Source organism: Flavobacterium pectinovorum, assembly GCF_006438875.1.
In the GTDB taxonomy this organism is placed as follows: domain Bacteria; phylum Bacteroidota; class Bacteroidia; order Flavobacteriales; family Flavobacteriaceae; genus Flavobacterium; species Flavobacterium pectinovorum_A.
In genome coordinates this window covers 361808-385741 of sequence record NZ_RCZH01000001.1, presented here as the reverse complement: position 1 = coordinate 385741, position 23934 = coordinate 361808, and the positions used below count along the sequence as shown (strand labels likewise).

Below are 23934 nucleotides of genomic sequence, written 5' to 3'. Positions count from 1 at the left end.
ATATTTTTTTTAACTATTACTCTAAAACCAAATATAATAGATTTTACATTTAGGAATGTCCAATAATGAATTTTAAAAAATTATCTAACCATTCGGCTTTAAAATATGTTAGTTTTTTTTATATCGTGCATGAAATAAATTTTATCTTCACTCCCAACCTTTTTTATTAAATGATACTCTATATATGAAAAGAGAAATTAGGAAAGAATATTTATCAAAACCATAAAAGTAACCAAAACATTCACTATCATGAAACTTAAAATCTTACTTGTTTTATTATTTTTCACCTTATTGGCTCAGGCACAAACCAAAGTAATTGCACACAAAAGTCACAGTGGATCTAAAAATTCATTTGCAAAAGCATACAAGAATAATCTGTTTGATATAAGTCATTCTAACTTTGGATTGCCTGAACACAAAATTATAATTTTAGACACCGTTATTGCCGTACACAATTCTCTTACAATATTAAAAATCAGGGAGTCAATTCATACCTATACTTCAGGAGTTAATTATAAAAATTTAAAGAAATCAGATTTTAAGTTTAAAACCACAATGATAAGTGACAGTTTATTTAATGAAAAAAATACAGTCCGATATATAAAATCTGCACCTCCATACAGATATCCTCTATATTTCCTTAATTCTATTGATAGTGTTGTTTTTATAGGCTTTAAAAATCCTTTTTAAATGAGAAAAATACAGGGTTTCGTTTATCAGATACTATCGTTATTTGCTTTATTAGCAATCGTGTTTATTCCTTTTTCTTTTCAGTATATTACTATCCAGTCTGCAATAACAAAATTTTTATTTGAAGATTTGATTGTTTATACTGCTACAAAAATGGGCAATATTCTCATTGCAAATCCTGAAATATCATCTGATTCTACAACCTTATACTTATTGTTTTTTATACTATTTCTGATTGCTGTAATTACAGTTTCAATTCTTTCTTTTTTTGATTTTTGGAAAACACATAAGAATTTTATTTTCAAAGTAATTCAGCTGATAATAACGTATTATCTAGCTTGCGTTATGCTGAAATATGGTTTTGATAAAATCTTCAAAATTCAGTTTTATCTCCCGGAACCCAATACTTTATATACGCCGTTAGGAATGCTGGATAAGGATATTTTGTTTTGGAGCACTATGGGAACTTCTTATTCTTATACTGTTTTTATGGGTTTAATGGAAGTTATTCCCGCCTTGATGCTGTTCTATAATAAAACAAGAATTCTTGGTCTTTTTATTCTTTTCGGAGTTTTAATAAATGTCGTTTTTATCAATTTTGGATTTGATATTTCAGTAAAACTATACTCATTGTTCTTACTATTGCTTTGTTTTTTATTACTTGTTCCGAATTTGAAAAAAATAGCGCTTTTTTTTATATCGAATAAACCAACAGCATTATGTCATTTTAAAGGATCAGACTTAATTACTTCAAAATCAATAAAAACTACTGTAAAAATAATAGTGATTCTTTTCATTTTGATGGAATCGGTTTTTCCATATTTTCAAAAAGAAAATTTTAACGACGATAACATGACCCGAAATCCGCTGCATGGCGCGTATGAAGTTGTGAAAATAGAAAAGAAAGAAACGCCTAAACCTGCTGTAAATCTGAAAATAAAACGCATCTTCATTCATCGGAATAATTATTTTATTTTTCAATATACAGACGATACAATGGAAGATTTTCATTTAGAAATTAATGAAACTAAAAATCAATTCGTATTAACCAATTATAATGGTGAGCGAATAAAATTGCAATATAAATACTCGGGAAATTCAAAAATACTGGAGATTCATTCTCCCGAACTGGGTATTACTATCTATTCTAAAGCATTGCCATGGAAAAAACTGCCATTATTACAGCCTCTTTTTCATTGGACTGTAGATGAGATTCATTAAAGCTAAAAATATTTCAATTACTGTTGAATAAAAATATAAATATGAACAACTTCAAAATATTTTTTGTCCTAATTCTATTTTCGCAATTATCATTGGCACAAGACCGAATAGTATCCGGAGTTGTTAATGATAGCACGGGATTACCGCTTCCGGGCGTACAAATTTTAATTGAAGGAACACAAAAAAGTGCTCAAACCAATTTTGATGGTCATTATTCTATTAAAGTAAATTCAGATCAATTCTTAGTTTTTAGTTATATCGGAATGAACCGTCAAAGAATTAGTGCATCTAAAAATGAAATTGATGTAATATTGCAAATCGACCATAGCACAATGCTTTCGGATTTAATTCCGCCTAATCCGGTAAGTCGAAATAAAAAAAAAGAAAGCCTTTATTATGCCATTAAAACCATATCTGCCGAAGACATAAAAAACGCGAGTGACCCCAAATACAATTTTAAGCAGGATTATAACAATAGCCCTCTTATTTTTATTTCAGATTACACGTTGAAAAAAACAGATTACGAATTTGAAATAAAGTATAAAATAAGGTATTCTCCAATCCGCGATTATAATATTGAATATGTAAAAGCTTATAATAATCTTACTTTTAAATATTTGAAAAGAAAATATAAAAAAACATGGCAATCTGAAATTAGAAAAGAAGCTATTGGCTTAAATGATTTTTTAAAGAAAAATTAGTTTTTATTACTAACCCATATTTTGGCACTGTTTGTAATGAGATACTTTATTTTGAAATATTTAATTTATTGACTAGTCTTCAACTAAAGCCTAATGTCATTAAGTTAGGGAAAAATCCAATGGAACAATTTGTTTTTGTTCCATCGGAACATCTCATTGGTAGCCCAATAAATACGGTATTTTTTTACGTTCCGTAGGAACGTTTGATTTTATAAATAATAATTGTTAAAAACAGATACAGATTACATATACAATTTCTCAAACGTCCCAATGGGACGATGTTTCTCTCGATGCCTTTTTTTTCTACCGATGAGATGTTCCGATGGAACAAAATCTAAAATATCTTCACTTAATGACATTGATTTTTAGCCTAATGTCATTAAGTTAGGGAAAAATCCAATGGAACAATTTGTTTTTGTTCCATAGGAACATTTCATTGGTAGCCCAATAAATACGGTATTTTTTACGTTCCGTAGGAACGTTTGATTTATAAATAATAATTGTTAAAAACAGATACAGATAACATATACAATTTCTCAAACGTCCCAATGGGACGATGTTTCTCTCGATGCATTTTTTTTCTACCGATGAGATGTTCCGATGGAACAAAATCTAAAATATCTTAACTTAATGACATTGATTTTTAGCCTAATGTTATTAAGTTAGGGAAAAATCCAATGGAACAATTTGTTTTTGTTCCATTGGAACATTTCATTGGTAGCCCAATAAATACGGTATTTTTTACGTTCCGTAGGAACGTTTGATTTATAAATAATAATTGTTAAAAACAGATACAGATTACATATACAATTTCTCAAACGTCCCAATGGGACGATGTTTCTCACGATGCCTTTTTTTCTACCGATGAGATGTTCCGATGGAACAAAATCTTGTCATTTCGATTCCGAGGCTTCTGGATCCAAATGACAAAGCAGGTAGATAAGCATTCTAATAATTTGTGAAATTTGTGATGAAAAATGCTTAACTTAATGACATTGCGCTCGAGTCTCCTACGTCAGAAATAACAAAACCTTTGCTGCCGTCCCGAAGTTTCGGGATCGGGATTGCGCCTTTGCGAGAGATTATGCATCATGGCATTATAGATTCTCCCTTAATTTAAGGACTTTGCCTATACAGTGACCTCTACTGGATTGAAACCTGCACCTCATCGATTTTAACACTATTAAAAATCTTATATTTAAATAAATTAACTATTTTTAATCTTAAAATTCTTAGTTAAACACAATAAACTTATAAATTTTATAATAATAGCTTAACTTTAAAGGTCCTAAATTTGAATTCTAACAACCATATTCTTTAACAAATGAAACACTTCTACCAAACTCGCCATCTCGTGGCTTTTTTAAGTATTTTTTGTTGCTTTTCGATGTCCTTATTTGCTCAGGGAACATCTCCGGCACCTCAAAATTTGCCTTATGTACAAGATTTTTCTTTATTAGAACCGACTGCAACCACCTATCCTGCAGGATTACAGGGTTGGACTGCAAGCACAATTCCCGGAAGTTCCTATAATACAAATGCTGTTTTAGTAGGAGATCGTGTTCTAACAGCCAGCAGCTCTGCTTCTACTACAAGTGGAAATATTCATAATTATAATGGAAAAATTGGATTCCTAAACTCTGGTTCGTTAGATCTAACGATTGGTTTGGCAATTAACACATCAGGAAAATCAGGCGTTCAGGTACAATATGATGCGATGGTAATTCGTAATCCTTATGACGGAACTGCCAACACCCGTATTAATGAAATGATATTGCAATATCGAATAGGTGACACTTCTGTTTTTACTACGTTGCCTGCAACTTCGTATTTAAGCAATACTGTTAAACAAACGACTTCTGGAGTTACCACTCCTTTAAATCCGGTGACTATTACTGTAGTTTTACCCGCTGAATGCGACAATCAGCCAGTCGTACAATTACGATGGATTTCTAAACAAAATTCAGGAGCGGGTTCGCGTCCTTCTTTTGCCATTGATAATATTACGATTCAAAATGACATTACTCCACCTGCATATGCTGACGGATATCCTAAAATAGAAAATATCCTATCTAATGGTTTTGATTTTTCTGTTCAGCTAAACGAAACAGGAAAAACATATTTTGTACTCTTGGCATCAGGAAGTTCAAAACCCAGTGCTGCTCAGATAAAATCAGGCTTAGACGCCAATGGAAATGCCGCTTTGCAATCCGGAATTCTTGATGTTACAGACAAAGCCCTGACGTATACTAAAAGTATTTCTGGTTTAACGATTGATACTGATTATGTTGTTTATTCCATTTCTGAGGATTTTTACGGCAACATTCAAGCCGACAGTAATCAGCTGAATGTTAAAACCTCTAATGTTTTAGTTCCTTCCTTATCAACCACAACAACTGCAATAGATTTTGGTTTTTCAGAACAAAATTTTGCATCAAAAACAAGCAGTTATCAAATTCAGGCGCAGCATCTAAATGATGTAGTTACGGTTACTGCTTCAGATAATTTTACCATTTCAAAAAATCCAAATGATAGTTTCCAATCTACTTTGGTTTTTGATGTGCAGGATTTTAATGCTGACAATACTCCTACCGTGTATGTACGATTTACGCCTAATGCAACGGGTAGTTTTCCAGGACAAATAAGCCATCAAACTTCAGGAGCAAGTTTAAAAACGATACTATTATCCGGTAACGGAATCAATCCTTATTCTCAAAACTTTAATGATGTAAATGTGCTCACAAATAGTGGCTGGACCGCTTATAGTGTTGCAGGTGATAAAATTAAATGGGCAAGTACAAGCAGCCGTTTTAATAGTTCTCCGGCTGCAGTATTAATAAATGGTTACGCCGAAAACGGAGCGAGTAAAGATTGGTTAATTTCACCTAGATTACATTTAGACAGTTTCGATAAATTCCCATTATTATCATTCTATTCCCGTAAATTCTATTCAGGTCCGAACTTAAAATTAATGGTTTCTGTTAATTATGACGGAACAAGTAGCCCTGAAACCGCTACATGGACAGAAATTCAAGGTGATTTTCCTTCAACAACAGGCGTATTCAAGCAATCTCAATTCATCAATTTACAGGCTTATAAATCCAATAATACGTATGTGGCATGGGTATACGAAACTACCGCTTCTGGTGGAGATAATGCAGCTGAATGGACAATTGATGATGTAAGTATTACCAATGAGGCAACATTTTTAGCTTCTAATCCTAATTTAAGTTTTGGTGAGACAAATGCAAATTCAACTTCAGACAGTCAATCCTTTGTTTTCATGGCAGGAGGTTATGGCGATTTTACCATCTCAGCACCAACCAACTATCAATTATCGCTTGACAATACCAATTTTCAGTCAAGTCTTATTGTTTCTGCAAATGATGCTTTGGCAGGTAAAACTATTTATGCCCGCTTTGCTCCTACTGTAAAAGCATTAAATTTAGAAGGCACTTTAACGGTTACATCAACCGGATTAAATCAGCAAATAGGTCACTTTAGTGGTTCTTCTTTTCCAAAATCTGAAACTTTTGATATCGTAAGTTACAATTTAGAGTTTTTTGGAAGTGACGTTGTAGGAACAAGCGGAGAATTTGGTCCAATTGATGATGCTTTGCAAGTTGATAATGTAGCCAAAGTAATGAACAAATTAAATGCCGATGTTTACGTAGTTCAGGAAGTATCTGATGAGGCTGCTTTGGAAACTTTGATTCAGAAAATAAGCATCAATGGCAAAACATTTGACAAAAGTATTTCTCCGGCATGGTCTTACTCCTTTTCGCCACCGGATCCTCTTTTCCCTCCTCAAAAATTAGTTGTTATTTACAATACACAAACAACCAAAGTAAACAAAACCCGTGTTATGTTCACCGATTTGTACGATAATATTCGTGCAGGAAACACCACTTTACCAAATTATCCTGGAGGTAACAGTTCTAGCTTTTTTGCCTCGGGACGTTTGCCATATATAGTGAATGTTGAAACCAATATTAACGGGGTTAAAAAAGAAATAAACCTTATTGATCTTCACGGTCGCGCCAATAGCGGAACGGATATTTCAAAATACAATATGCGTAAATACGATGCTGAAGTTTTAAAAGACAGCTTGGATGCCGAATATCCTAATGCAAACTTTATGATTTTAGGAGATTATAATGATGATGTCGATGTATCTGTTATTACTCCAAATCCTTCTTCTTATCAAAAAATAGTAGAAGACACCGCTCGTTATAATGCTTTAACTTTAGAAATCAGTAAAGCAGGTGCCTATAGTTACTTAGCATCCGGAGGTTTCTTGGATCACATTATTATTTCTAATGAACTGACAAACGAGTACGTCCCAAATTCTGTTGCTGTTTATGATCCACGTTTGGATATTCCGAATTATGTCAATACAACATCTGATCACGGACCTGTTATTGCACGTTTTGATTTTAAAAAAGCAACACAAAGCATCAACTTCCCTTCCATCACGATTACAGATGCCACATCTTATGATCTGACTGCTACGGCTACATCTGGTTTAGCAATTACTTATATAAGTTCTAATGAAGCCATTGCCAAAATCACTAACGGAAAAATCCAAGTACTTAGCGCAGGAACCGTAACAATTACAGCGTCTCAATTAGGAAACGAATATTATTTGGCTGCTGCCGATGTAAGTCAGTCGCTAACCATAACCGATACAAAATTACCTGTTATTACAGCACCGGCAACAATAACAAAAAGTAATGATACCGGAATATGCGGAGCAACAATTACTTATGTAACACCAATTGGAACAGACAATTTTCCAGGAGCAATTACGGTTCAAACAGCAGGATTAGCTTCGGGTAGTGTTTTCCCAGTGGGAACAACAACCAATACATTCAAAGTAACTGATGCTTCCGGCAATACAGCAACATCATCCTTTAATATAATTGTAACGGATACTGAATTACCTACATTAAGTTGTCCTGAAAATATTATCCAGAAAAAAGATGACAGATTACGTGGAGCAATTGTAACCTATTCAATTCCTGTAGGAACTGATAACTGCTCCGGTACTACTGTTACACAAACAGCAGGATTGGCATCAGGAAGTGTTTTCCCGTTAGGCACTACCACTAATACTTTCAAAGTAGTTGATGCAGCAGGAAATACAAGCAGTTGTTCTTTTACCGTAAACATTGTACTATGTTTGCCGCCAGATCATGAAATCCCGGTATTTTCAGTAAAAGCATACCCTAACCCTGCAACTGATTTTGTCAATTTTACTGTAAAAACGAATAGCCCAAAAAATATGACAATAAAATTGTATGATATCTTTGGCTTTTTAGTTACAGCACCAGTAGAAATAACAGGAAACGCAACCGAAAGTACCGTACAAATAGATGTAAGCCGCCTTAGAAGAGGTATTTATGTTTATACTTTAAGTACGGGCAACAAAATATTATATGTAAATAAAATAGTCAAAAAATAAAATAACTGCTTCTATTAAAAAAACCTCCAAAATTAAATCATTTTGGAGGTTTTGTTTTTTAATTTTAATCTGTTTTAATTCAAAAAAAACTAAAATGCCTGTGTAAAACTAATGTTCATACGTGTACCATTCCCTTTTACATAGTTCATACTGTTAGACTGCCATTGTGAAATAACCGTATAATAATCTTTATTGAATATATTCTCTACACCCAAACGAATGGTACTTTTTTCTTTGAAAGTGTAACTCGAAGAAAGATTAAAAGTTGTAAAAGATTTTATTGGTCCCGTTCCATATGTATAAGCACCATTAACCGGTTCAAATCTATCTCTACCTGTTGTACTTGTCATTTGTGCAAAAACTGACCATGCTTCTAATGGTCTGAAAACTGTATATGCTACTATTTTAGGCGGATTTATACGATCGCCTCCTAAATAAATCTTTTGACCATTAAGTTCCCTTTTACCTTCAGTATAAGAATAATTGGCACCAATATCAACTTTTGGATCAAGACGGTATTTTGCCGATAACTCAAAACCATAAATTTTTTCCGGTGAACGTGCTATTTGAGGATTACCATCAATATAAACATAAGAAGCTCCTAATTTAGACGTACTGTAATAAACAGCTCCTTCATAAGAAAGTTTATCTAAAGCCCCTGAAAAACCAAATTCATAATTATTGGCCTTAACCGCTTTTATAGAAGTATTGTTTACTGTATTTTCTTTAGCAGCACGTAGCACTAACCCCAAATCTGCAACACTAAAACTTTGAGAAAAACTTACAAAAGGTTTAAATACAGCCCATTTTGTGTATCGCAATCCTGCATTAAACATCAGTGCCGTAAAATCCAGCGCTCCACCATTTACATTAATCCCTCCGCCAACATAAGTACCATTCACAAAATTACGAATCGCTATAGTTGTATAATCCGGAACATCGATATTGACATTTTCAAGTCGTAATCCCGTTTTTAAGACCAGGTTTGGTCCAAACATATTCTTAATTTGGAAATAAGGGGCAAGATTCGCCATATTCATTTCAGGAATTACCAATCGGTTATCCGTAAGATGTGTGTCGGTTATATCCGAAAGAAGATCCAATCCATACGTTATATCTCCTGAAATAAGAGAACTTAATTCATAAGGGCTGTTTAAATTCAAACGGAAGCCCAATTTTTTACTTTGAGTAGCCGGTTGTCCATTATTTTCGAAAAAATTACTGTAGTTAATCAGCGTCAGATAATCCTGAAAATAAAAAGTCGCATTAAGATCTGTATTACCAATGATATTCTCTCCATTATAACTTAAACTCGCATTATGGTTATAAGGAGTTCCTTCCGGATTTCCCGGTCTATTTCCTTTAACTCCAATAGTAGGTGAATCAAAACTGCCATAAACACCCGCTTGGGCTATATACTCTGTATCTTGAATACTTCTGAAATAATTATACATTACTTCCACACGATTATTTGCATTAAAATCATAACCAATTTTTGCAAAAGCATTCCAATTTAGTAAATCATTCATTCCGTATTCCGGAGATAATACACGACCTTTTGAATCACGATATAGTCCGGTTTCTTCATAACGTCCGCTAACTACATAATCAAACTTTTTTACCTTACCGCTAAATAATTGAGATACATAAAAACCAGCTGTTCCCCCAGGTTTAATAAGAGAAAAAGCACTCCCTGCCTCCGTTGATCCGCTTATTGCTTTATCCTGATTAGATTTTTTAGTGATATAATTGATCAAACCTCCATCGGCGCCATTACCATAAATTGCAGTTGCTCCCTTAATCACTTCTACACGTTCTAAAACTGTAGGATCGAGTGAACGTATATCTTTGGCACCGTCTCTCAAAGGAGTTGATTGCGGAATTCCATCAATCATAACCAATACACGGCGACCACGTAATGTTTGCCCTAAATTTTGAGTTCTGTTAGTTGTAAAACCCAAACCAGGTACAGTTGCGCCTAAAATATCACTAAGATTAGAACTTATACTAAGTTGCTGTTGTACTTGTTTTTTACTTAAAATCGTAACCGAAGAAGGAACTTCATCAAGAATTTCGATATGTCTGGTTGCTGAAACAACAATCTCTTGCAGCTCATTATCAGCGGTTTTCTTAGCAGATAAAATACTATCTTGAGTTTTAGTGTTTTTATCTTTTTCACTGGAAGTATTTTTTTCTGGAATTTGCTGTGCAGAAACAGTACTGATCAGGAAAAAACAGAATATGAACGTGGTAATTTTTATCATTTTTTTATTTAGACTGAATTAAATTAATTGCAAATATAAATAATGTAATAAAAAAAACAAACTCCAAAATGCCTCTTTTGCTTTCTTATTATTCAAATACAATTAAAAAATTACAGCACACAAACACCTGTGTGTTCAAAATCTGACTTCTACAATGAATCATGCAAAATTATAAAAAATAAAATAGAGGCTGCTTCACAAATTATGTGAAACAGCCTCTTATATTTTGTAAAGAGAGCCCTAATTTAATTTTTAATATAAATAGTTAAGAGCTGTAATATCGTTAGCATTAAACGCTCCGGTTTCATTTGAACCAAAACATGCTCTCATATACGAAGTTGCATCATATCCTGACGGTGTTCCAGGGATAAGGATTGCTCCAACACCCGCTGTTCCTTCGCTGGAATTCTGTCCACAACTTTGACGGCTGAACCAGTCTGTATGACGTAAACCAATACAGTGACCAATTTCGTGTGCCGATACGTGTGCATTCACACCTGTTGAATAAGTATCTAATCCGGAATATAAAGTAACTGAATTAAAAGGTGCTCCTCCTGAAGGGAAACCTGCTACTCCACCCGCAGATCCGGTTTGTCTCCGGACAACAATGTTTGCACCTGAAGTACTTGAACTAAAAGTTAGCGTAAAATTAATAGACAATCCCATATTGTTATATCTATTAATTGCCGCTTGCAATCCGGCACGCATGTTTGTACTCAAAGCTGTAGTACCAGTTCCTGATAATCCAACAACTTTAATCGTTCTTGGAGCAGATACTAAATTTGTAGTACGGTATTGCTCTGTGGTAATACCTCCATGAAGATCCATTTTGCTTAATTGATCCTGAGTAATGATAATATCTCCTTCTACCAGGAATGCATCCTCACTAGTGCCATCTAGCTTCGTGTTTTTAATCACTTGAACATCTGTCGAATTTAGTGATAATGCTCTAAGTTTATTCAACACTTCCGGTGTTACTTTAAGAGATGCTTGAGTCGATTGATCTGCCTGATCTTCTTTGTTACAGGACAAAATCGTTAGCGCTATAAAAGACAGGGCTAAAATTGATTTAAATTTTTTCATAAATAATAAATAGGTTATTTGGGTTTTTAAAATAATTTGGTAAATAGGGGTCTTTACAAAATATTGTAATATTTGTTATCAAATTTATATAATTTTTAATCTTAAAATACTTATAAAATAACTATTTAACAATTTTAACATTTTTTGTTATATTTTTTTATGTTAATTTTTAATAATAATTATCTGATTTTTACCGCAGCCCCAGTAAAATCAATAACTCAATACAAATCAACTTGTTAAGCATAATATTTACTATTTCATTTTTTTTTATGCGATAAGTTTTAAAAAATGATTTTTACAATTTTTCAGGCAATTTAAAACAGAAAAAAGTCATAAAAAGAGAATTTCAATCCTACAGATTTGAAGATTGTGCAGGAAATAAAAACTAATATTTTTTTTACAAATAATTTAATAACTTTGATTTACCTACAACCTATAAATATTTAAATAGAAATTATTAAGTACTGATTTAATCTTTGCTTTATCTCGATTGATACTATTTATAATTGCCCTAACATCTAATAGTAAATGAAGAAACAAATTACTTTTCTCTTTGTTATGATAACCACAATCAGTTTCTCGCAGAATTCTGAAAAATGGAAACAATACCTAAAAAAAGAAAACCCGGGAAAATTTGAGAAATACTATCTTACCTCTTTAGAAAATGCACATCACAACAAATACAAGGTTGTAAAAAAACTGGATAATACTTTTTGTATTGTTGAAAATGAAAATTCAAGATCTAATAAGTCTTCAAAAGCGAATAACGCCGTTAATGATTTATGGAAATTACCTTCAAATTTTTCAAATACTACCGAAAACAAACCCTACATAATAGCAACTGACAATATCAAAGCATTAATTCCTGATTTGAGAGCAAAGAACATTTCTGATATTAAAATACTGGACAACCATCTCGTAATTATAAAAAGCAATTCCAAAAAAATCATTGACGAGATTATAGCTTTGAGCAGTGTATCTTCTGTTTCGCAAGAATCGCTGCAGCCAAAAGCTGAATCTAAAATCGCAGATCAAAATTTCAGCATTAATGATATAAATAAAGCCAATATTAATTTTCCCCTTACAACAGGCGAAAATCAAATTGTAGCGATCAAAGATGATTTTTTTGATGTAAATGACATTGATTTGTTAAACAAGCAAATTCCTTCCACAACACAATCAACTATTGTATCGAGCCACGCAACGGCAATGGCAACTATAGTTTCCGGATTAGGAAATAGTTCCGTATTAGGAAAAGGAGTTGCTCAAAAAGCTAAGATTCAATCTTCAGACTTTTCGAATATTTATCCTGATGAAGTCGAAACTTTACAAGGTGCCACGACGCAAAATCACTCTTACGGTACAGAGATTGAGAATTTTTATGGTTCGCTCGCGAATGCTTATGATGCTCAATTATTCTTAAATCCTGATTTGACTCATTGTTTTTCTTCCGGCAATACGGGACTTGAAGGCTATAAATCTATTACGGGTAATTTCAAGCAATCCAAAAATAGCATCGTATTGGGCTGTATTGACCAAAACGAAGTAATTATGCCGTTTTCTTCAAAAGGTCCGGCATATGACGGCCGAATAAAACCGGAATTAGTAGCCTTTAGCACACAAGGAACCTCAAATTCTACAGCATTGGCTACAGGAATTATTACGCTTATGAAACAACATTATAAAACCATAAACAATAGTTCTTTGACTAATGCCCTTACAAAAGCAATTTTAATTAATAGTGCAAAAGATTTAGGCAACGCAGGTCCGGATTTCACTTATGGTTATGGCAATATCAATGCCGATAAAAGTCTAAAAACCATCAGCGAAAATAGAATTCTATCCGGAAATCTCATATCTGGTCAGACAAACTCGCATACTATTACGCTTCCGCTAAATGCAAAAAACTTAAAAATCACCTTAGTCTGGAACGATTTGCCCGCCGCAGTCAACAGTAATATAAGTTTGGTAAATGATTTAGATTTAGAAGTTGTTTCCGCCGATAATATCACTTTTTTGCCGTGGATTCTTAATCCTGATACTCCTGAGAAACAAGCCGTAAGAGGAAAAGATAAAATTAATACGATAGAGCAAGTCACGATTGAAACTCCTGTATCAGAATCTTATACAATTAATGTTATTGGTTCATACGTTTCGAATACCTCTCAGGAATACAGCATTGCTTACGAATATGAATTAGAAAATCAATTTGAATGGAATTATCCCGTTAATAATGATAATTTTCCCTTTGATGGCAAGACAATTTCTCCTTTCAAATGGAATTCTTCCTTTTCTAATAGCTCCGGACAATTGTCTATAAGTTACAATGATGGGCAAACCTGGGAAATTATAGCAAATGAGATAAATCTGGATAATGAACAGTTTACTTATATCCCTTCCCAACAAAAATTTTCGAAAGCAAAATTAAAAATGACAATCGATAATACCGATTATATCTCTGATAGTTTCACTATTTCTTATGATCTAAATATCAGTACGAGCCTAGTTTGCGATGGCACAACAGAAATTAATTGGGATAAACCTGCCGATGTTGCTTTATTCAATATTTATCAACTAACTGGAGATCATTTAGAATTTAAAGAACAAATCACAAATACTACTTTTGCCTATACCGATGGAAATATCTACACCATTATTCCTGTATTTGACAATATCGAGGGAATAAAAAGTGAGTCAACATTACAATATATCCAAAACTCAAATTGTTATTTCGAGTTGGCTTTCGCCGAAGTTTTTGAAGAGAACAAAGTAAAAATTGATGCCAGTCTTTTCAGCCTGTACAATATCAACAGAATTGAGTTAGTAAAAATAAGTAATAATGCCGAAAGTGTTATTAGTACCATGAGTGATATCAATTCAAAGACATTCTCTTTTTTGGATACTTCCCCTGCAAAGGGCACTAATAAATATAAAATCAATCTAATCTTAGAAAGCAATACTGTAATAAGTTCTTCAATTCTTGATGCGAATTATTTAGGCAATGATTTGTTTTTTGTCCACCCTACATTATTAAGCAAAAACGAAGAATTAAGCATTGAAGCCAAAAAAGAAGGAAACGCCACTTTCTACTTGTATGATATTAGCGGACAAAATACCATTACTTCTCCCTTACTTTCTAAAACCAATACCATCAATATAAAAAATACTGCATCAGGAATTTATCTTTATAAAATAATTACAAGCTCAGGCGAAATGCAAACAGGTAAAATTGCCGTTTTTTAAACATACAGATCCTGCAAATTCCAAATGCTATTATATAACAAATGCGCTCAAAAAAGGAACTAAATTTGAGATGTTTTACTAAAAATACTTTTTATGAAAAATTATACCATCCTTCTCCTATCAATTTTCTTTTTTTCATGTCAACAAAAAGAGAATACGAAAACTTCTGTCGACGTCGTGTCAGACACTATTTCCGCAACTAAAAATAAAGTCGAAAACAAAAAGGAAGAAGACAAAAAAGAAGAAGACAAAAAAGAAGAGAATAAACAAATTGGCGACACTATAGCTATGAATTTTAGTGATGAAAAAGGTTTGTTTACTGCCGAAGGTTCTCTGGATTCTATTCATTCGAGAATATATATCAAATTTAAAAATGAAGATTCAGGCGAATTGAACGCAACGATTATTCCGGCAACAGGAAAAGGAAACATTCGTTTTAACCAAATTATTTTTCCCGATAAATCTTCAGACGGACCTTTTGGAATGGATTTGAAAATTCCACTCCAACAAAAAGGAAATCATATTTTAGTAATCGGACATTCGCTAATGGCAGACAATCCGTATTTTGGTAAATTCCAAGTTAAGCTTGAGAATAAAAAAAAGTAATTCAATAACAAAGTAATTATAAAAATCCGTTTTTATCAGCGTTTTTACGAAGTAAATCTGTTTTATCCGTGTCAAAATTAGACGCTGATTTTACTGATTCGCTAAAGCGAAAACGCGGATAAAAACGGATTTGATTTGCCATAATTTTATTTTCTGAAAGCTTAACTTAATGACATTGTACATTGGGTGTAATTCAATAGATTATTTACCGGATTGAAAAAACTCATAGGCTCTTGTCTCTGCGTATGAATACGTCGAATTACGCAGCGGAAAAGCACAATGACCTCCATACTTTGGGGTTTCAAGATAAACAAATGCACTGTCTCGAGCTATAGATCTTGGGTAACATCTTTCGCTTAAAAAAGGATCATCAAGCGAATTAATAATTAAAACCGGAGTCGTAATATCTTTAAGTGAAAATTCTGGAGAAACGCGCTCATAATAGTCGTCTTTGCTTGCAAAGCCATGCAGCGGCGCTGTAAAATAATGATCAACCTCATCAAAAGAAGTAATGCCATCAATTTGATCACGGTTTATAAAATCAGGAAACTGTGCTGCTTTGTACTTTAGTTTTCTTTTGATATCAATGGTAAAATTCTTTAAATAAACTCTGTTAAAGCCCTGTTTGAGTACTTCTGCGCTTGTCGCAATATGAGTTGGCACTGAAATCGTAACCGCTGCTTTGATGCGCTTATCAATTTTTGTCCAGCCTAAATAATTCAGAAGCTGAACGCCTCCCATCGAATATCCAATCAAATAAACCTCTTCGAATCCTTTATTCAAAACAAACTGAACCACTTCATCCAGATCATCAACTGCGCCATGATGATAAAGTCGTGGCAACCGATTCATTTCTCCTCCGCAAGTTCTATTATTCCATGCAAAAACCGAAAAATCTTTCTGCTGAAAATACGCCGCACAGCTATTATTATAAGTTCTGCGGGAATCTCCTTCTAAGCCATGACACAAAATCACTGCTTTTTTTGGATCTTTTATGATAAAATCTATATTGATAAAATCTCCGTCACTTAATTCCTGTTTTTCCCTTGTATATTCCGGAACTTCAAACCTTTTGAACAAAGCAGCGTAAATAGTAGACACGTGCCGGTTACGATGAATAATCGGAGGAAAATTATATTCTGATTCTTCAATTACTGGCATGACAGGAAAAGTATTTGTTTTTGTTCTACAAAGCTAAGAAATCAATCCATACTTAATTTAAAACTGCCTGCTTTTTATTTCATTTTTAAGAATCTTAGTACTGTTTCAAATGTAGTTCCAAATCAATCTCAAAAGAATTATTTATCGTTTTTTACCAAACTTAGCAAATAGTTCATTCGATCTGTAAAATACTGAGCGGTTTTTATATAGAAGATTCTTGTGTCATCTTTTAAATTGGCATCAGTATCCCATACAAATTTGCCTGGATGTTTTTGTTTAAACTCTGCCATTAATTTAGCGATATACCAGTACGATGCTCTTTTCCATTCGCCTTCTGCACGTTGCATTACATCTATTTCGGCAGCAGTTTTTGTTTTTTCTTTGACTTTAATTACTGCAAAATATACATCCGATTCATAATCCTGCAAAACATGGTAATATTCCTTTCTACAATCGAGTTCATGATCATTATGGTCTTTTATACATTGTGCCAGCTCTTTTTCAAACATCGACAACGTATCACTATAACGAATATTTAGGTCTTGTGCAAAACAGCTCATTACGGGAAAAAGTAATAATACTATAATCTTTGAATTCATAGATGCTTTTTTGAGAATCATTTTTATTAATAATAGGAAATCGTACGGGTTATAATTCCCTAAAAGTTTATAATTTATTTACAATGTTCATCAATTTTATCCTTCGCGTATTTTGCTCCAAGTTCCAATGCTTTCTTCCAGTTTTCACAAGCTGCATTCTTGTCTTTCAGATTAAGTTTTGTATTACCAAGATTAAAATATGCTTGTTGTTTATCTTCAATATCTGAATCGTCGAGTTGCAATACTTTTTGATAATCAAGAATTGCACCTTGATAATCTCCATTTTCATCTTTAAGTCCTCCTCTGTTTATTAAGGCACTTGCAAATTTTGGCGCAATTTCTAAAGCTTTATCATAATCTTCAAGAGCAGATTTCCAAGTATGCAATTCATTTTTTACTATTGCTCTGGAATAATATGCATTTGGGTCTTTGGCATCAACAGCAATAGTTAACGACCAATTAAATATGGATCCGCTTAAATCTGCATTATTATAACATTCCAGTCCTTTGTCAAAATAATATTCTGCTTTTGAAGCGTCCAGATCTGGAAATTTGGGTTCTTTTGGGTCAAAAAATCCTCCATAAGCGTCTAGAGTTGAATCAAATTCATATCCCCTTTTATACATATCCAAACTCCAATACAACAAATTGTCTTTTGTTATTGGAATCTCATTTGTTTCTCCGTTTATTTCCCAAAGAGTTCCATATTTTTTTACTTCTCTCAACGTATATGGATAATGGGATTTTAAGAACTCACTTAATCGAATTAGATTTTCTTTACTATCTGAAATAAAAGTGAAATCCATTTTGGTTAAGCAATGATCTTTCACTCCACTTTTAACCATATTTTTAAAAACATCTTCAGCAGAAACCATTTCCTTACCAAATCCATCAACAAAGTTCTTCCAAGTAATAAATTTATTTTCCATTTTCTTTTGCCCGTCAGCCGTCACGGTTATAAATAATATTAATAAAATCAGAATGTAATTTTTCATATTAAATTTTCGATGTTACTTTCTTTAATTTTGAAGTAACATTTTTCACAAACGATTTTAAATTCGCCTTGTTCCCAACATTTTCCATCTAAACTACCTTCTTCAACTCTCACTTTTTCACATTCGTTACACCAAGCTACAAAATCATCATCTTCGTACTCAAATTCCATGTCTTCAAATGTTTCAAAAGATTCTTCAAATCCATTTTTGCTTCCTTCTTTTAAATGTTGGCAGATAAACGCTCTTCTTCTCCTGTCATGGTTTTCGCAATCAACATATTTAGTTCTTTCTCTCTCGGCTAAATCGTTATCAATCAATTCGGTTAGTACAAGATGAATTTTTAAATGATCAAAAAAAGGTCTGTAAACTCCAATACCACCAATTAAATTACAGCAAATAGCTGATAATCAGATTTCGAAAGTGTTATAATACCACTTGGTTGATCATACTCCCAACTTGTATAAGAATTAATATCATAAGCCTTATTTAAGTTATCTTGCAATTTTTCTAATTCTTCAAAACAATTTGTTAGGAAATCTTGGTATGTCATGGTATTATAATTTTGTATTGCTTTCAATTATTGGGTTGCTTTACGCTTGTAGGTAAGACATTATTTGTGCTAATATAGAAAGAATTCTAGTAAACTATCAAAGAGATTTTTATTTAAAGAAAATAGATATAATGAAATTTAATCGAGAATATTCAAACTTTTTTCCCAACCTTTTTCTATAAATTGCTCTCTATTTATTAAACTTTAAATATGAACAAAATCTTCTCCATAATTTTTATTTGCTGCTTTTGTATAAATAATTATTCTCAGGGCACTAATAAAAATGATTTAAGTGAAAAAAAGAAAAAATCCATTGATTCAAAAGTTTTAAAAATTGAAAAAGGTATCCAGGAAAAATCATTAGAACAAGTCCCTAATTGGAATTTTACCATGATAGATACTCTAATTTATATAACAAAAGATAAACACGGAATTAAAAAAGTAAATTTCGAAACGGATAAAAAACCAGACTTCGTAGAATATAGTAGAAAATGCCAAATATATTTTGACAATGACGTTCCGATATTTATCACAGAAAATAGTAACGGAAAATATAAATACGACATGGAGGGAATTAATAGAAAAACGAATCAATATTCAGACTTCAAATTCAAGAGAGAAATCTCAAAAAACATTAAAATTTATATTAAGAATTGGAAAAAGTTTGATGTGATCATAATTAATGGCAATCAGGAGGATTATGATATTAAAAATAAAATCCAATTTGATGAATTAATAAAGTTAGCTTTAACGCCACAAAAGAAAAAATGACTTTACTGTATAAAATGAAACTAAAATCAACATTCGTAGTTTATTATAGGAATTCTGTCAAGCATGAATTTGATTGCACAACAAGAAAATTATTTTTATAAAGAAGAAAACTATATTTATAAAACATAGTACAAATTAATTCTATAAAAAAAAGCCCATTTCTTACGAAATGGGCTTTTTTTGTGTGCCACTTATGTTTTAAGCCACAACAACGTTTACTGCGTTAGGACCTTTTTTTCCTTCTGCTACGTCATAACGTACTTCGTCGTTTTCACGAATGTTTTCTGTTAGACCTGAAACGTGAACAAAAATTTCACTTCCACCGTTTTTTGGTGTAATAAAACCAAAACCTTTTTCTTCATTGAAGAATTTTACTGTACCTTCTTGCATCTTAATAATTATTTATTGGAGACAAATGTAAGATATTTAACATTACTGAACTGAAAAAGAATGACTTATATTTAAATATTTCACCTAAACTTAATATTATATCCGCTGAAACACTGGAAATATCAGCTTTTATCACCTCTTTTTTCTTTAATATATTTCTCTTTTACAGACTGTTATCATCAAAAAAACAACAAATCAAAGAGAAACTATATTCGTTTGGTTCTGTTTATTTAACAGAATGCAATCTTAAATGTATAAATGTAAAATCTACAATTTAAATTCTCATAAAAACCTAAAATTGAACGATTTACAATTTTTTATTCATTAAAATTATCTGGGTTTTATAATTTCTGACGCTCAATTTTTCAAAAAAAATAAAATAAAACTTATTTTTTAAATATAAAACACTGATAATCAAATATTTAAAACTTAAATAAAAGTAAAAAAAAGGGGTTTTTTCCCCTTTCATAATACCTTCTTGTTTTTCTAATTTGGTCAAAAATCTACAAGCTCTCTTTTTTCTGTTACAAGCTTAAAATGAAACCTGAGGATTATTCTTCTATTTTTCAATCTGCGCCCCAAAGCAAATTTCATACAATAATATCATAACGATTTAAACTTATCAAAAGATGATTTTTGAAATTATTCAAATAATTACAGAACAAGTAAACAACTATCTCGACGAAATCGGCTTAGATAAAACGGTTGTGGCCGAAAATATTGCTTTACTGGAATCACAAAATGAAATCGTATCGGGAAATTTAGAAGATAAAGTTGCGCTTACCTTAATCAATCTCGACGAAGAAGCTACTTTAAAAAACTTTCCTAATCATACTATCGAAAACACCAAAACAATTTATAAAAACAGCATCATCAATTTAAATCTCTATTTACTTTTTAGCGCCAATAGAAATAAGTACATCAATTCGCTTAATGATATTTCAAAAATCATCGCGTTTTTTCAGGGTAAAAAGCTTTTCACACAAGCCAACACAATTTATAACCGAAATAATGTTGCAATGGAAAATGTAGACAACTTCAGATTCTCGGTTGAGCTTTATACGCCCACATTTGAAGAGTTAAACTATATCTGGGGAACATTGGGCGGCAAACAATTTCCATCGGCATTATACAAAGTAAGCATGATACAAATTGAGCGCAATATCGCTCAGGGCGAAGGACAACTAATCAGCAAAGTCAGAGGTACAACCAAAACAAAAGAGCAATCATGAGTTTTAATATTACATATACATTGTTATTTGAAGTAACATTTTTGCACAATTATTTCCTGAACAGCGGCGAAGATACATATGCAGGTATGTCTGGAGCAGATAAGAAAAAAATGCTGCAAAACTTCGACGACGATTCCTTTTCAACCATAACGCCTACTGTAGAAACCAACATTCGGTTAAAGAACTACAAAATGGCGTTTAAACCAACCAAAACAGGATTTCGAGTATATATAAAAGTAAAAGAAAATGATGAAACCGATCCATATATAAGTGTTCCGCCTGATTTGAAACTGGATTTTATTGTCTCCATAATCGATTATCAGTTTGAGAATTACACCAATTTGGATTTTGTTCTGAAACAAATGTTTTTATTCAGCAATGTAAAACCTTCAACAGAACCTGTAACGTTCAAATACATTCCAAAAATCAATGATAATCTGTTGATTTCCGATGATTATTTAATATCAGAAACAACAACAAACAATTTCTTATCGGAACTTCATACACAAGAAAAACAAGACGTTTTTGGGATTATATCCCTGACGATGAAAGGCGATAACAATCCTAAAAATATTGTGGATGCTATGGGTAAAATAGTAAGTCCAAATTTCAAGATTCACTTTGATAATCGAAAAACGCTTTGGAAATACATCAACAGAAAAGAAGAAACCACAATAGAAACCAATAAAGTAAAACCCCTAACCTACTCGGGTTTTGTAGAAATTGATCCTGTTAATGACTTTTCCCCATCAGAACCGGCGAACAGTCAATATCCTAATCCATCTGTAAAATCAATAACAAAAAATAATGGTGATTATTATTCGGAAATATTTATTTAATAATTAAAACAATCAATTATGGCAACAACTTACAAAACACCCGGTGTGTATATTGAGGAGATCGTAAAGTTCCCTCCTTCTATTGCCGAGGTAGAGACAGCGATTCCCGCTTTTATTGGCTATACAGAAAAAGCTGTTAAAAAAATCGAGAACGATTTAGACAGGGTTCCTACCCGAATTACTTCTTTACTGGATTATGAAACGTATTTTGGATTTGCATATCCTGAAGACACTATTTCGGTAGATGTGACAGATGTGGTAACGGATAATGTAGTAACCGAAAGAAACATTGTGGTGAATCAGCCAGCTACTCCAAAACCATTTTTAATGTATTATGCACTTCAAATTTATTTTGCAAATGGCGGCGGACCTTGTTATATCGTTTCGGTAAAAAATTATGAAGATGTAAACAGCAATGAAAATCCTGTTCTTTTTAATGATTTAAATGCCGGATTGAACTTGTTGAAAGCAGAAGACGAACCAACATTATTATTATTTCCGGATGCAAAAGCACTAAGTGTAGATGAGTTTTATGCTTTATATTCCAATGCTTTAATCCAATGTCACGATTTACAAGATCGATTTACGATTCTTGACACTTATACTTCTACAGATATTGGAGTTGATTCGCAAGCCTTAAGAGATAAGATTTCCTTAGAGAAAGATTACCTGAAATACGGTGCCGCTTATTATCCCTATCTGGATACAATTCTGGATTACAGATACAACGAAGATGATATTTTGATCAACCACGTAACCAACGTTCCTGATGCAATATCAACTGCTTTTGGCGAAGTCGAAGATGCTTTGGCAACCGTAACGCTAACGGTAGGAAACCTTGTTGTAGTAACAGATGATGATGCAGATACTGTAGACGATTTAATCTCAGGAAGTGTTGCCGATGTGCTTACATATATTGACAGCGCAACAGGATATAACAATGCAGTTCCAGGATCAGAAACATTTACTGTAGCAAAAACAACTGCTTTTATTCCGATTTTGGAAACATTAACGGCTGATCTGAACAGTTTGATTTCGGATAAAGATAAAATCCAAAATGCAGCAGAATCTGCGATAGCTTCTGTAGAAGAAGTTGCCAATGCAGGAGACGCACTTCAGTCCGCATTAGATGTTTTTGTTGGTTTATTTGAAGGAAATAACAAAATCGAAAAAGTCAGAGATAATCTTGAAGATTTGACTGCCAAATTAAAAGCTTCCAACACCAACCTGAAAATAGCGCAAAATGTAAAAACCAATACTACAAACGTAATTGCGGAGATTGCTAAGCTGCTTACGTTTAGCGCGCCGGATTCAATTATCAATTTGCCGGACAATACTTTGGCTATTACGGTTGATGTATTCAATCTTTCAAGCGGAACAGATAGTATGGTAACGCTGGTTGACGCAATAAAAACCGAAATCAACAATGTTACGACTACCGATGTTAATAATGGTGCAATGAACGGACGCTATCTTGGTGATATTGAAGGTTTGGACAACAAATCGTACAATGCCATTAAAATCGAAATTGCAAACTTACCTCTTACATTGCCTCCAAGCAGTGCCGTAGCCGGAATTTATGCTCGTGTAGATTCTAACAGAGGTGTTTGGAAAGCTCCGGCAAATGTGGGTATAAATTATGTAGTAAGACCATCGCTGAAAATTACAAATGGCGATCAGGATAATCTAAATGTTGATACTGTTGCAGGTAAATCCATCAACGCCATCAGAAGCTTTACAGGAAAAGGAACCTTGGTTTGGGGATCAAGAACCCTTGCGGGTAATGACAACGAATGGCGTTATGTTCCCGTTCGACGCTTCTTTAACATGGCAGAAGAATCCATCAAAAAAGCAACTGACCAATTTGTATTTGAGCCTAACGATGCCAATACCTGGATAAGAGTAAGAGCGATGATTGAGAATTTCTTAATTCTGCAATGGAGAAACGGAGCTTTGGCGGGAGCAAAACCGGAACAGGCTTTTTATGTTAGAATTGGACTGGGACAAACCATGTCGGCATTGGATATTCTGGAAGGTCGAATGATAATTGAAATCGGAATGGCAGTAGTTCGTCCGGCCGAGTTTATCATCCTACGTTTCTCTCACAAAATGCAGGAATCTTAAT

General features: G+C 32.9%; 19 protein-coding genes. 10 read left to right on the top strand and 9 right to left on the bottom strand.

From position 1 onward, the window contains the following. The first annotated feature begins 249 nt into the window (after window positions 1-249). The 4 genes from EAH81_RS01540 to EAH81_RS01525 all read left to right on the top strand — a co-directional run bounded on the left by EAH81_RS01540 (window position 250) and on the right by EAH81_RS01525 (window position 8076). Window positions 250-690 carry a hypothetical protein gene (locus tag EAH81_RS01540; RefSeq protein WP_140502986.1) on the top strand — a complete coding sequence of 147 codons (441 nt, stop codon included), beginning with the start codon at window positions 250-252 and terminating at the stop codon, window positions 688-690. Continuing rightward, window positions 691-1911: a hypothetical protein gene (locus EAH81_RS01535; RefSeq protein WP_140502984.1), complete on the top strand. Its 1221-nt coding sequence runs from the start codon at window positions 691-693 to the stop codon at window positions 1909-1911. It abuts the gene before it with no gap. Between the two features lie 41 nt (window positions 1912-1952). Beyond that, window positions 1953-2612, top strand: coding sequence for a carboxypeptidase-like regulatory domain-containing protein (locus EAH81_RS01530; protein ID WP_140502981.1), 660 nt, complete (start codon window positions 1953-1955; stop codon window positions 2610-2612). A gap of 1324 nt (window positions 2613-3936) precedes the next feature. Continuing rightward, on the top strand, window positions 3937-8076 hold the full coding sequence (locus tag EAH81_RS01525; protein WP_140502979.1) for an HYR domain-containing protein: 4140 nt from the start codon (window positions 3937-3939) through the stop codon (window positions 8074-8076). Between the two features lie 89 nt (window positions 8077-8165). On the opposite strand, the gene EAH81_RS01520 is transcribed toward EAH81_RS01525, so the two are convergent. Further along, window positions 8166-10340, bottom strand: a complete 2175-nt coding sequence (locus tag EAH81_RS01520) for a TonB-dependent receptor (RefSeq protein ID WP_140502976.1) — start codon at window positions 10338-10340, stop codon at window positions 8166-8168. A 252-nt stretch (window positions 10341-10592) separates the two neighbouring features. Further along, window positions 10593-11423 carry a M57 family metalloprotease gene (locus EAH81_RS01515; protein WP_140502974.1) on the bottom strand — a complete coding sequence of 277 codons (831 nt, stop codon included), beginning with the start codon at window positions 11421-11423 and terminating at the stop codon, window positions 10593-10595. 528 nt (window positions 11424-11951) lie between these two features. Here EAH81_RS01515 and EAH81_RS01510 point away from each other — a divergent pair. After that, on the top strand, window positions 11952-14666 hold the full coding sequence (locus tag EAH81_RS01510; protein WP_140502972.1) for a S8 family serine peptidase: 2715 nt from the start codon (window positions 11952-11954) through the stop codon (window positions 14664-14666). Window positions 14667-14759: 93 nt separating this feature from the next. Continuing rightward, window positions 14760-15272, top strand: coding sequence for a hypothetical protein (locus tag EAH81_RS01505; RefSeq protein ID WP_140502970.1), 513 nt, complete (start codon window positions 14760-14762; stop codon window positions 15270-15272). 16 nt (window positions 15273-15288) lie between these two features. Here the strand turns inward: EAH81_RS01505 and EAH81_RS28000 are convergent, their stop codons facing one another. From EAH81_RS28000 to EAH81_RS27330, 6 genes are all read right to left on the bottom strand, one after another. Then, window positions 15289-15414, bottom strand: coding sequence for a hypothetical protein (locus tag EAH81_RS28000; RefSeq protein ID WP_262711741.1), 126 nt, complete (start codon window positions 15412-15414; stop codon window positions 15289-15291). 59 nt (window positions 15415-15473) lie between these two features. Further along, the gene (locus tag EAH81_RS01500; RefSeq protein WP_140502968.1) at window positions 15474-16433 is read right to left on the bottom strand and encodes a YheT family hydrolase; all 960 of its coding nucleotides are present in this window, start codon (window positions 16431-16433) and stop codon (window positions 15474-15476) included. 137 nt (window positions 16434-16570) lie between these two features. Further along, window positions 16571-17032, bottom strand: coding sequence for a hypothetical protein (locus EAH81_RS01495; RefSeq protein ID WP_140502966.1), 462 nt, complete (start codon window positions 17030-17032; stop codon window positions 16571-16573). Window positions 17033-17106: 74 nt separating this feature from the next. Beyond that, window positions 17107-18027, bottom strand: coding sequence for a tetratricopeptide repeat protein (locus EAH81_RS01490; RefSeq protein WP_170214113.1), 921 nt, complete (start codon window positions 18025-18027; stop codon window positions 17107-17109). Continuing rightward, a complete protein-coding gene (locus EAH81_RS01485; protein WP_140502963.1) occupies window positions 18024-18344 on the bottom strand; it encodes a hypothetical protein in 321 nt (106 codons plus the stop codon). Before EAH81_RS01485 ends, EAH81_RS01490 begins: the two co-directional genes overlap by 4 nt. A gap of 65 nt (window positions 18345-18409) precedes the next feature. Beyond that, window positions 18410-18577 carry a hypothetical protein gene (locus EAH81_RS27330; protein WP_161595775.1) on the bottom strand — a complete coding sequence of 56 codons (168 nt, stop codon included), beginning with the start codon at window positions 18575-18577 and terminating at the stop codon, window positions 18410-18412. A gap of 390 nt (window positions 18578-18967) precedes the next feature. Here EAH81_RS27330 and EAH81_RS01480 point away from each other — a divergent pair, with 390 nt between their 5' ends. Further along, the gene (locus EAH81_RS01480; protein WP_206669067.1) at window positions 18968-19348 is read left to right on the top strand and encodes a hypothetical protein; all 381 of its coding nucleotides are present in this window, start codon (window positions 18968-18970) and stop codon (window positions 19346-19348) included. A gap of 198 nt (window positions 19349-19546) precedes the next feature. Here EAH81_RS01480 and EAH81_RS01475 read toward each other — a convergent pair whose 3' ends face one another. Beyond that, complete coding sequence (locus EAH81_RS01475) at window positions 19547-19738, bottom strand: cold-shock protein (protein WP_055093485.1); 192 nt, start codon at window positions 19736-19738, stop codon at window positions 19547-19549. Between the two features lie 629 nt (window positions 19739-20367). On the opposite strand from EAH81_RS01475, the gene EAH81_RS01470 reads away from it, so the two are divergent. From EAH81_RS01470 to EAH81_RS01460, 3 genes are read left to right on the top strand one after another with little or no spacing between them, the layout of a single operon-like run. Continuing rightward, a complete protein-coding gene (locus tag EAH81_RS01470) occupies window positions 20368-20970 on the top strand; it encodes a DUF4255 domain-containing protein (protein ID WP_140502958.1) in 603 nt (200 codons plus the stop codon). Beyond that, a complete protein-coding gene (locus EAH81_RS01465; RefSeq protein WP_140502956.1) occupies window positions 20967-21809 on the top strand; it encodes a hypothetical protein in 843 nt (280 codons plus the stop codon). Before EAH81_RS01470 ends, EAH81_RS01465 begins: the two co-directional genes overlap by 4 nt. Before the next feature lie 18 nt (window positions 21810-21827). Continuing rightward, window positions 21828-23933, top strand: a complete 2106-nt coding sequence (locus EAH81_RS01460) for a phage tail sheath C-terminal domain-containing protein (RefSeq protein WP_140502954.1) — start codon at window positions 21828-21830, stop codon at window positions 23931-23933. The last annotated feature ends 1 nt before the right edge of the window (window position 23934 follow it).

Excerpts from the sequence above, each read along its gene's own strand:
- EAH81_RS01540 (WP_140502986.1), top strand. The coding sequence starts at position 250 with ATGAAACTTAAAATCTTACTTGTTTTATTATTTTTCACCTTATTGGCT.
- EAH81_RS01535 (WP_140502984.1), top strand. The coding sequence starts at position 691 with ATGAGAAAAATACAGGGTTTCGTTTATCAGATACTATCGTTATTTGCT.
- EAH81_RS01530 (WP_140502981.1), top strand. The coding sequence starts at position 1,953 with ATGAACAACTTCAAAATATTTTTTGTCCTAATTCTATTTTCGCAATTA.
- EAH81_RS01525 (WP_140502979.1), top strand. The coding sequence starts at position 3,937 with ATGAAACACTTCTACCAAACTCGCCATCTCGTGGCTTTTTTAAGTATT.
- EAH81_RS01520 (WP_140502976.1), bottom strand. The coding sequence starts at position 10,340 with ATGATAAAAATTACCACGTTCATATTCTGTTTTTTCCTGATCAGTACT.
- EAH81_RS01515 (WP_140502974.1), bottom strand. The coding sequence starts at position 11,423 with ATGAAAAAATTTAAATCAATTTTAGCCCTGTCTTTTATAGCGCTAACG.
- EAH81_RS01510 (WP_140502972.1), top strand. The coding sequence starts at position 11,952 with ATGAAGAAACAAATTACTTTTCTCTTTGTTATGATAACCACAATCAGT.
- EAH81_RS01505 (WP_140502970.1), top strand. The coding sequence starts at position 14,760 with ATGAAAAATTATACCATCCTTCTCCTATCAATTTTCTTTTTTTCATGT.
- EAH81_RS28000 (WP_262711741.1), bottom strand. The coding sequence starts at position 15,414 with ATGGCAAATCAAATCCGTTTTTATCCGCGTTTTCGCTTTAGCGAATCA.
- EAH81_RS01500 (WP_140502968.1), bottom strand. The coding sequence starts at position 16,433 with ATGCCAGTAATTGAAGAATCAGAATATAATTTTCCTCCGATTATTCAT.
- EAH81_RS01495 (WP_140502966.1), bottom strand. The coding sequence starts at position 17,032 with ATGAATTCAAAGATTATAGTATTATTACTTTTTCCCGTAATGAGCTGT.
- EAH81_RS01490 (WP_170214113.1), bottom strand. The coding sequence starts at position 18,027 with ATGAAAAATTACATTCTGATTTTATTAATATTATTTATAACCGTGACG.
- EAH81_RS27330 (WP_161595775.1), bottom strand. The coding sequence starts at position 18,577 with ATGACATACCAAGATTTCCTAACAAATTGTTTTGAAGAATTAGAAAAA.
- EAH81_RS01480 (WP_206669067.1), top strand. The coding sequence starts at position 18,968 with ATGATAGATACTCTAATTTATATAACAAAAGATAAACACGGAATTAAA.
- EAH81_RS01475 (WP_055093485.1), bottom strand. The coding sequence starts at position 19,738 with ATGCAAGAAGGTACAGTAAAATTCTTCAATGAAGAAAAAGGTTTTGGT.
- EAH81_RS01470 (WP_140502958.1), top strand. The coding sequence starts at position 20,368 with ATGATTTTTGAAATTATTCAAATAATTACAGAACAAGTAAACAACTAT.
- EAH81_RS01465 (WP_140502956.1), top strand. The coding sequence starts at position 20,967 with ATGAGTTTTAATATTACATATACATTGTTATTTGAAGTAACATTTTTG.
- EAH81_RS01460 (WP_140502954.1), top strand. The coding sequence starts at position 21,828 with ATGGCAACAACTTACAAAACACCCGGTGTGTATATTGAGGAGATCGTA.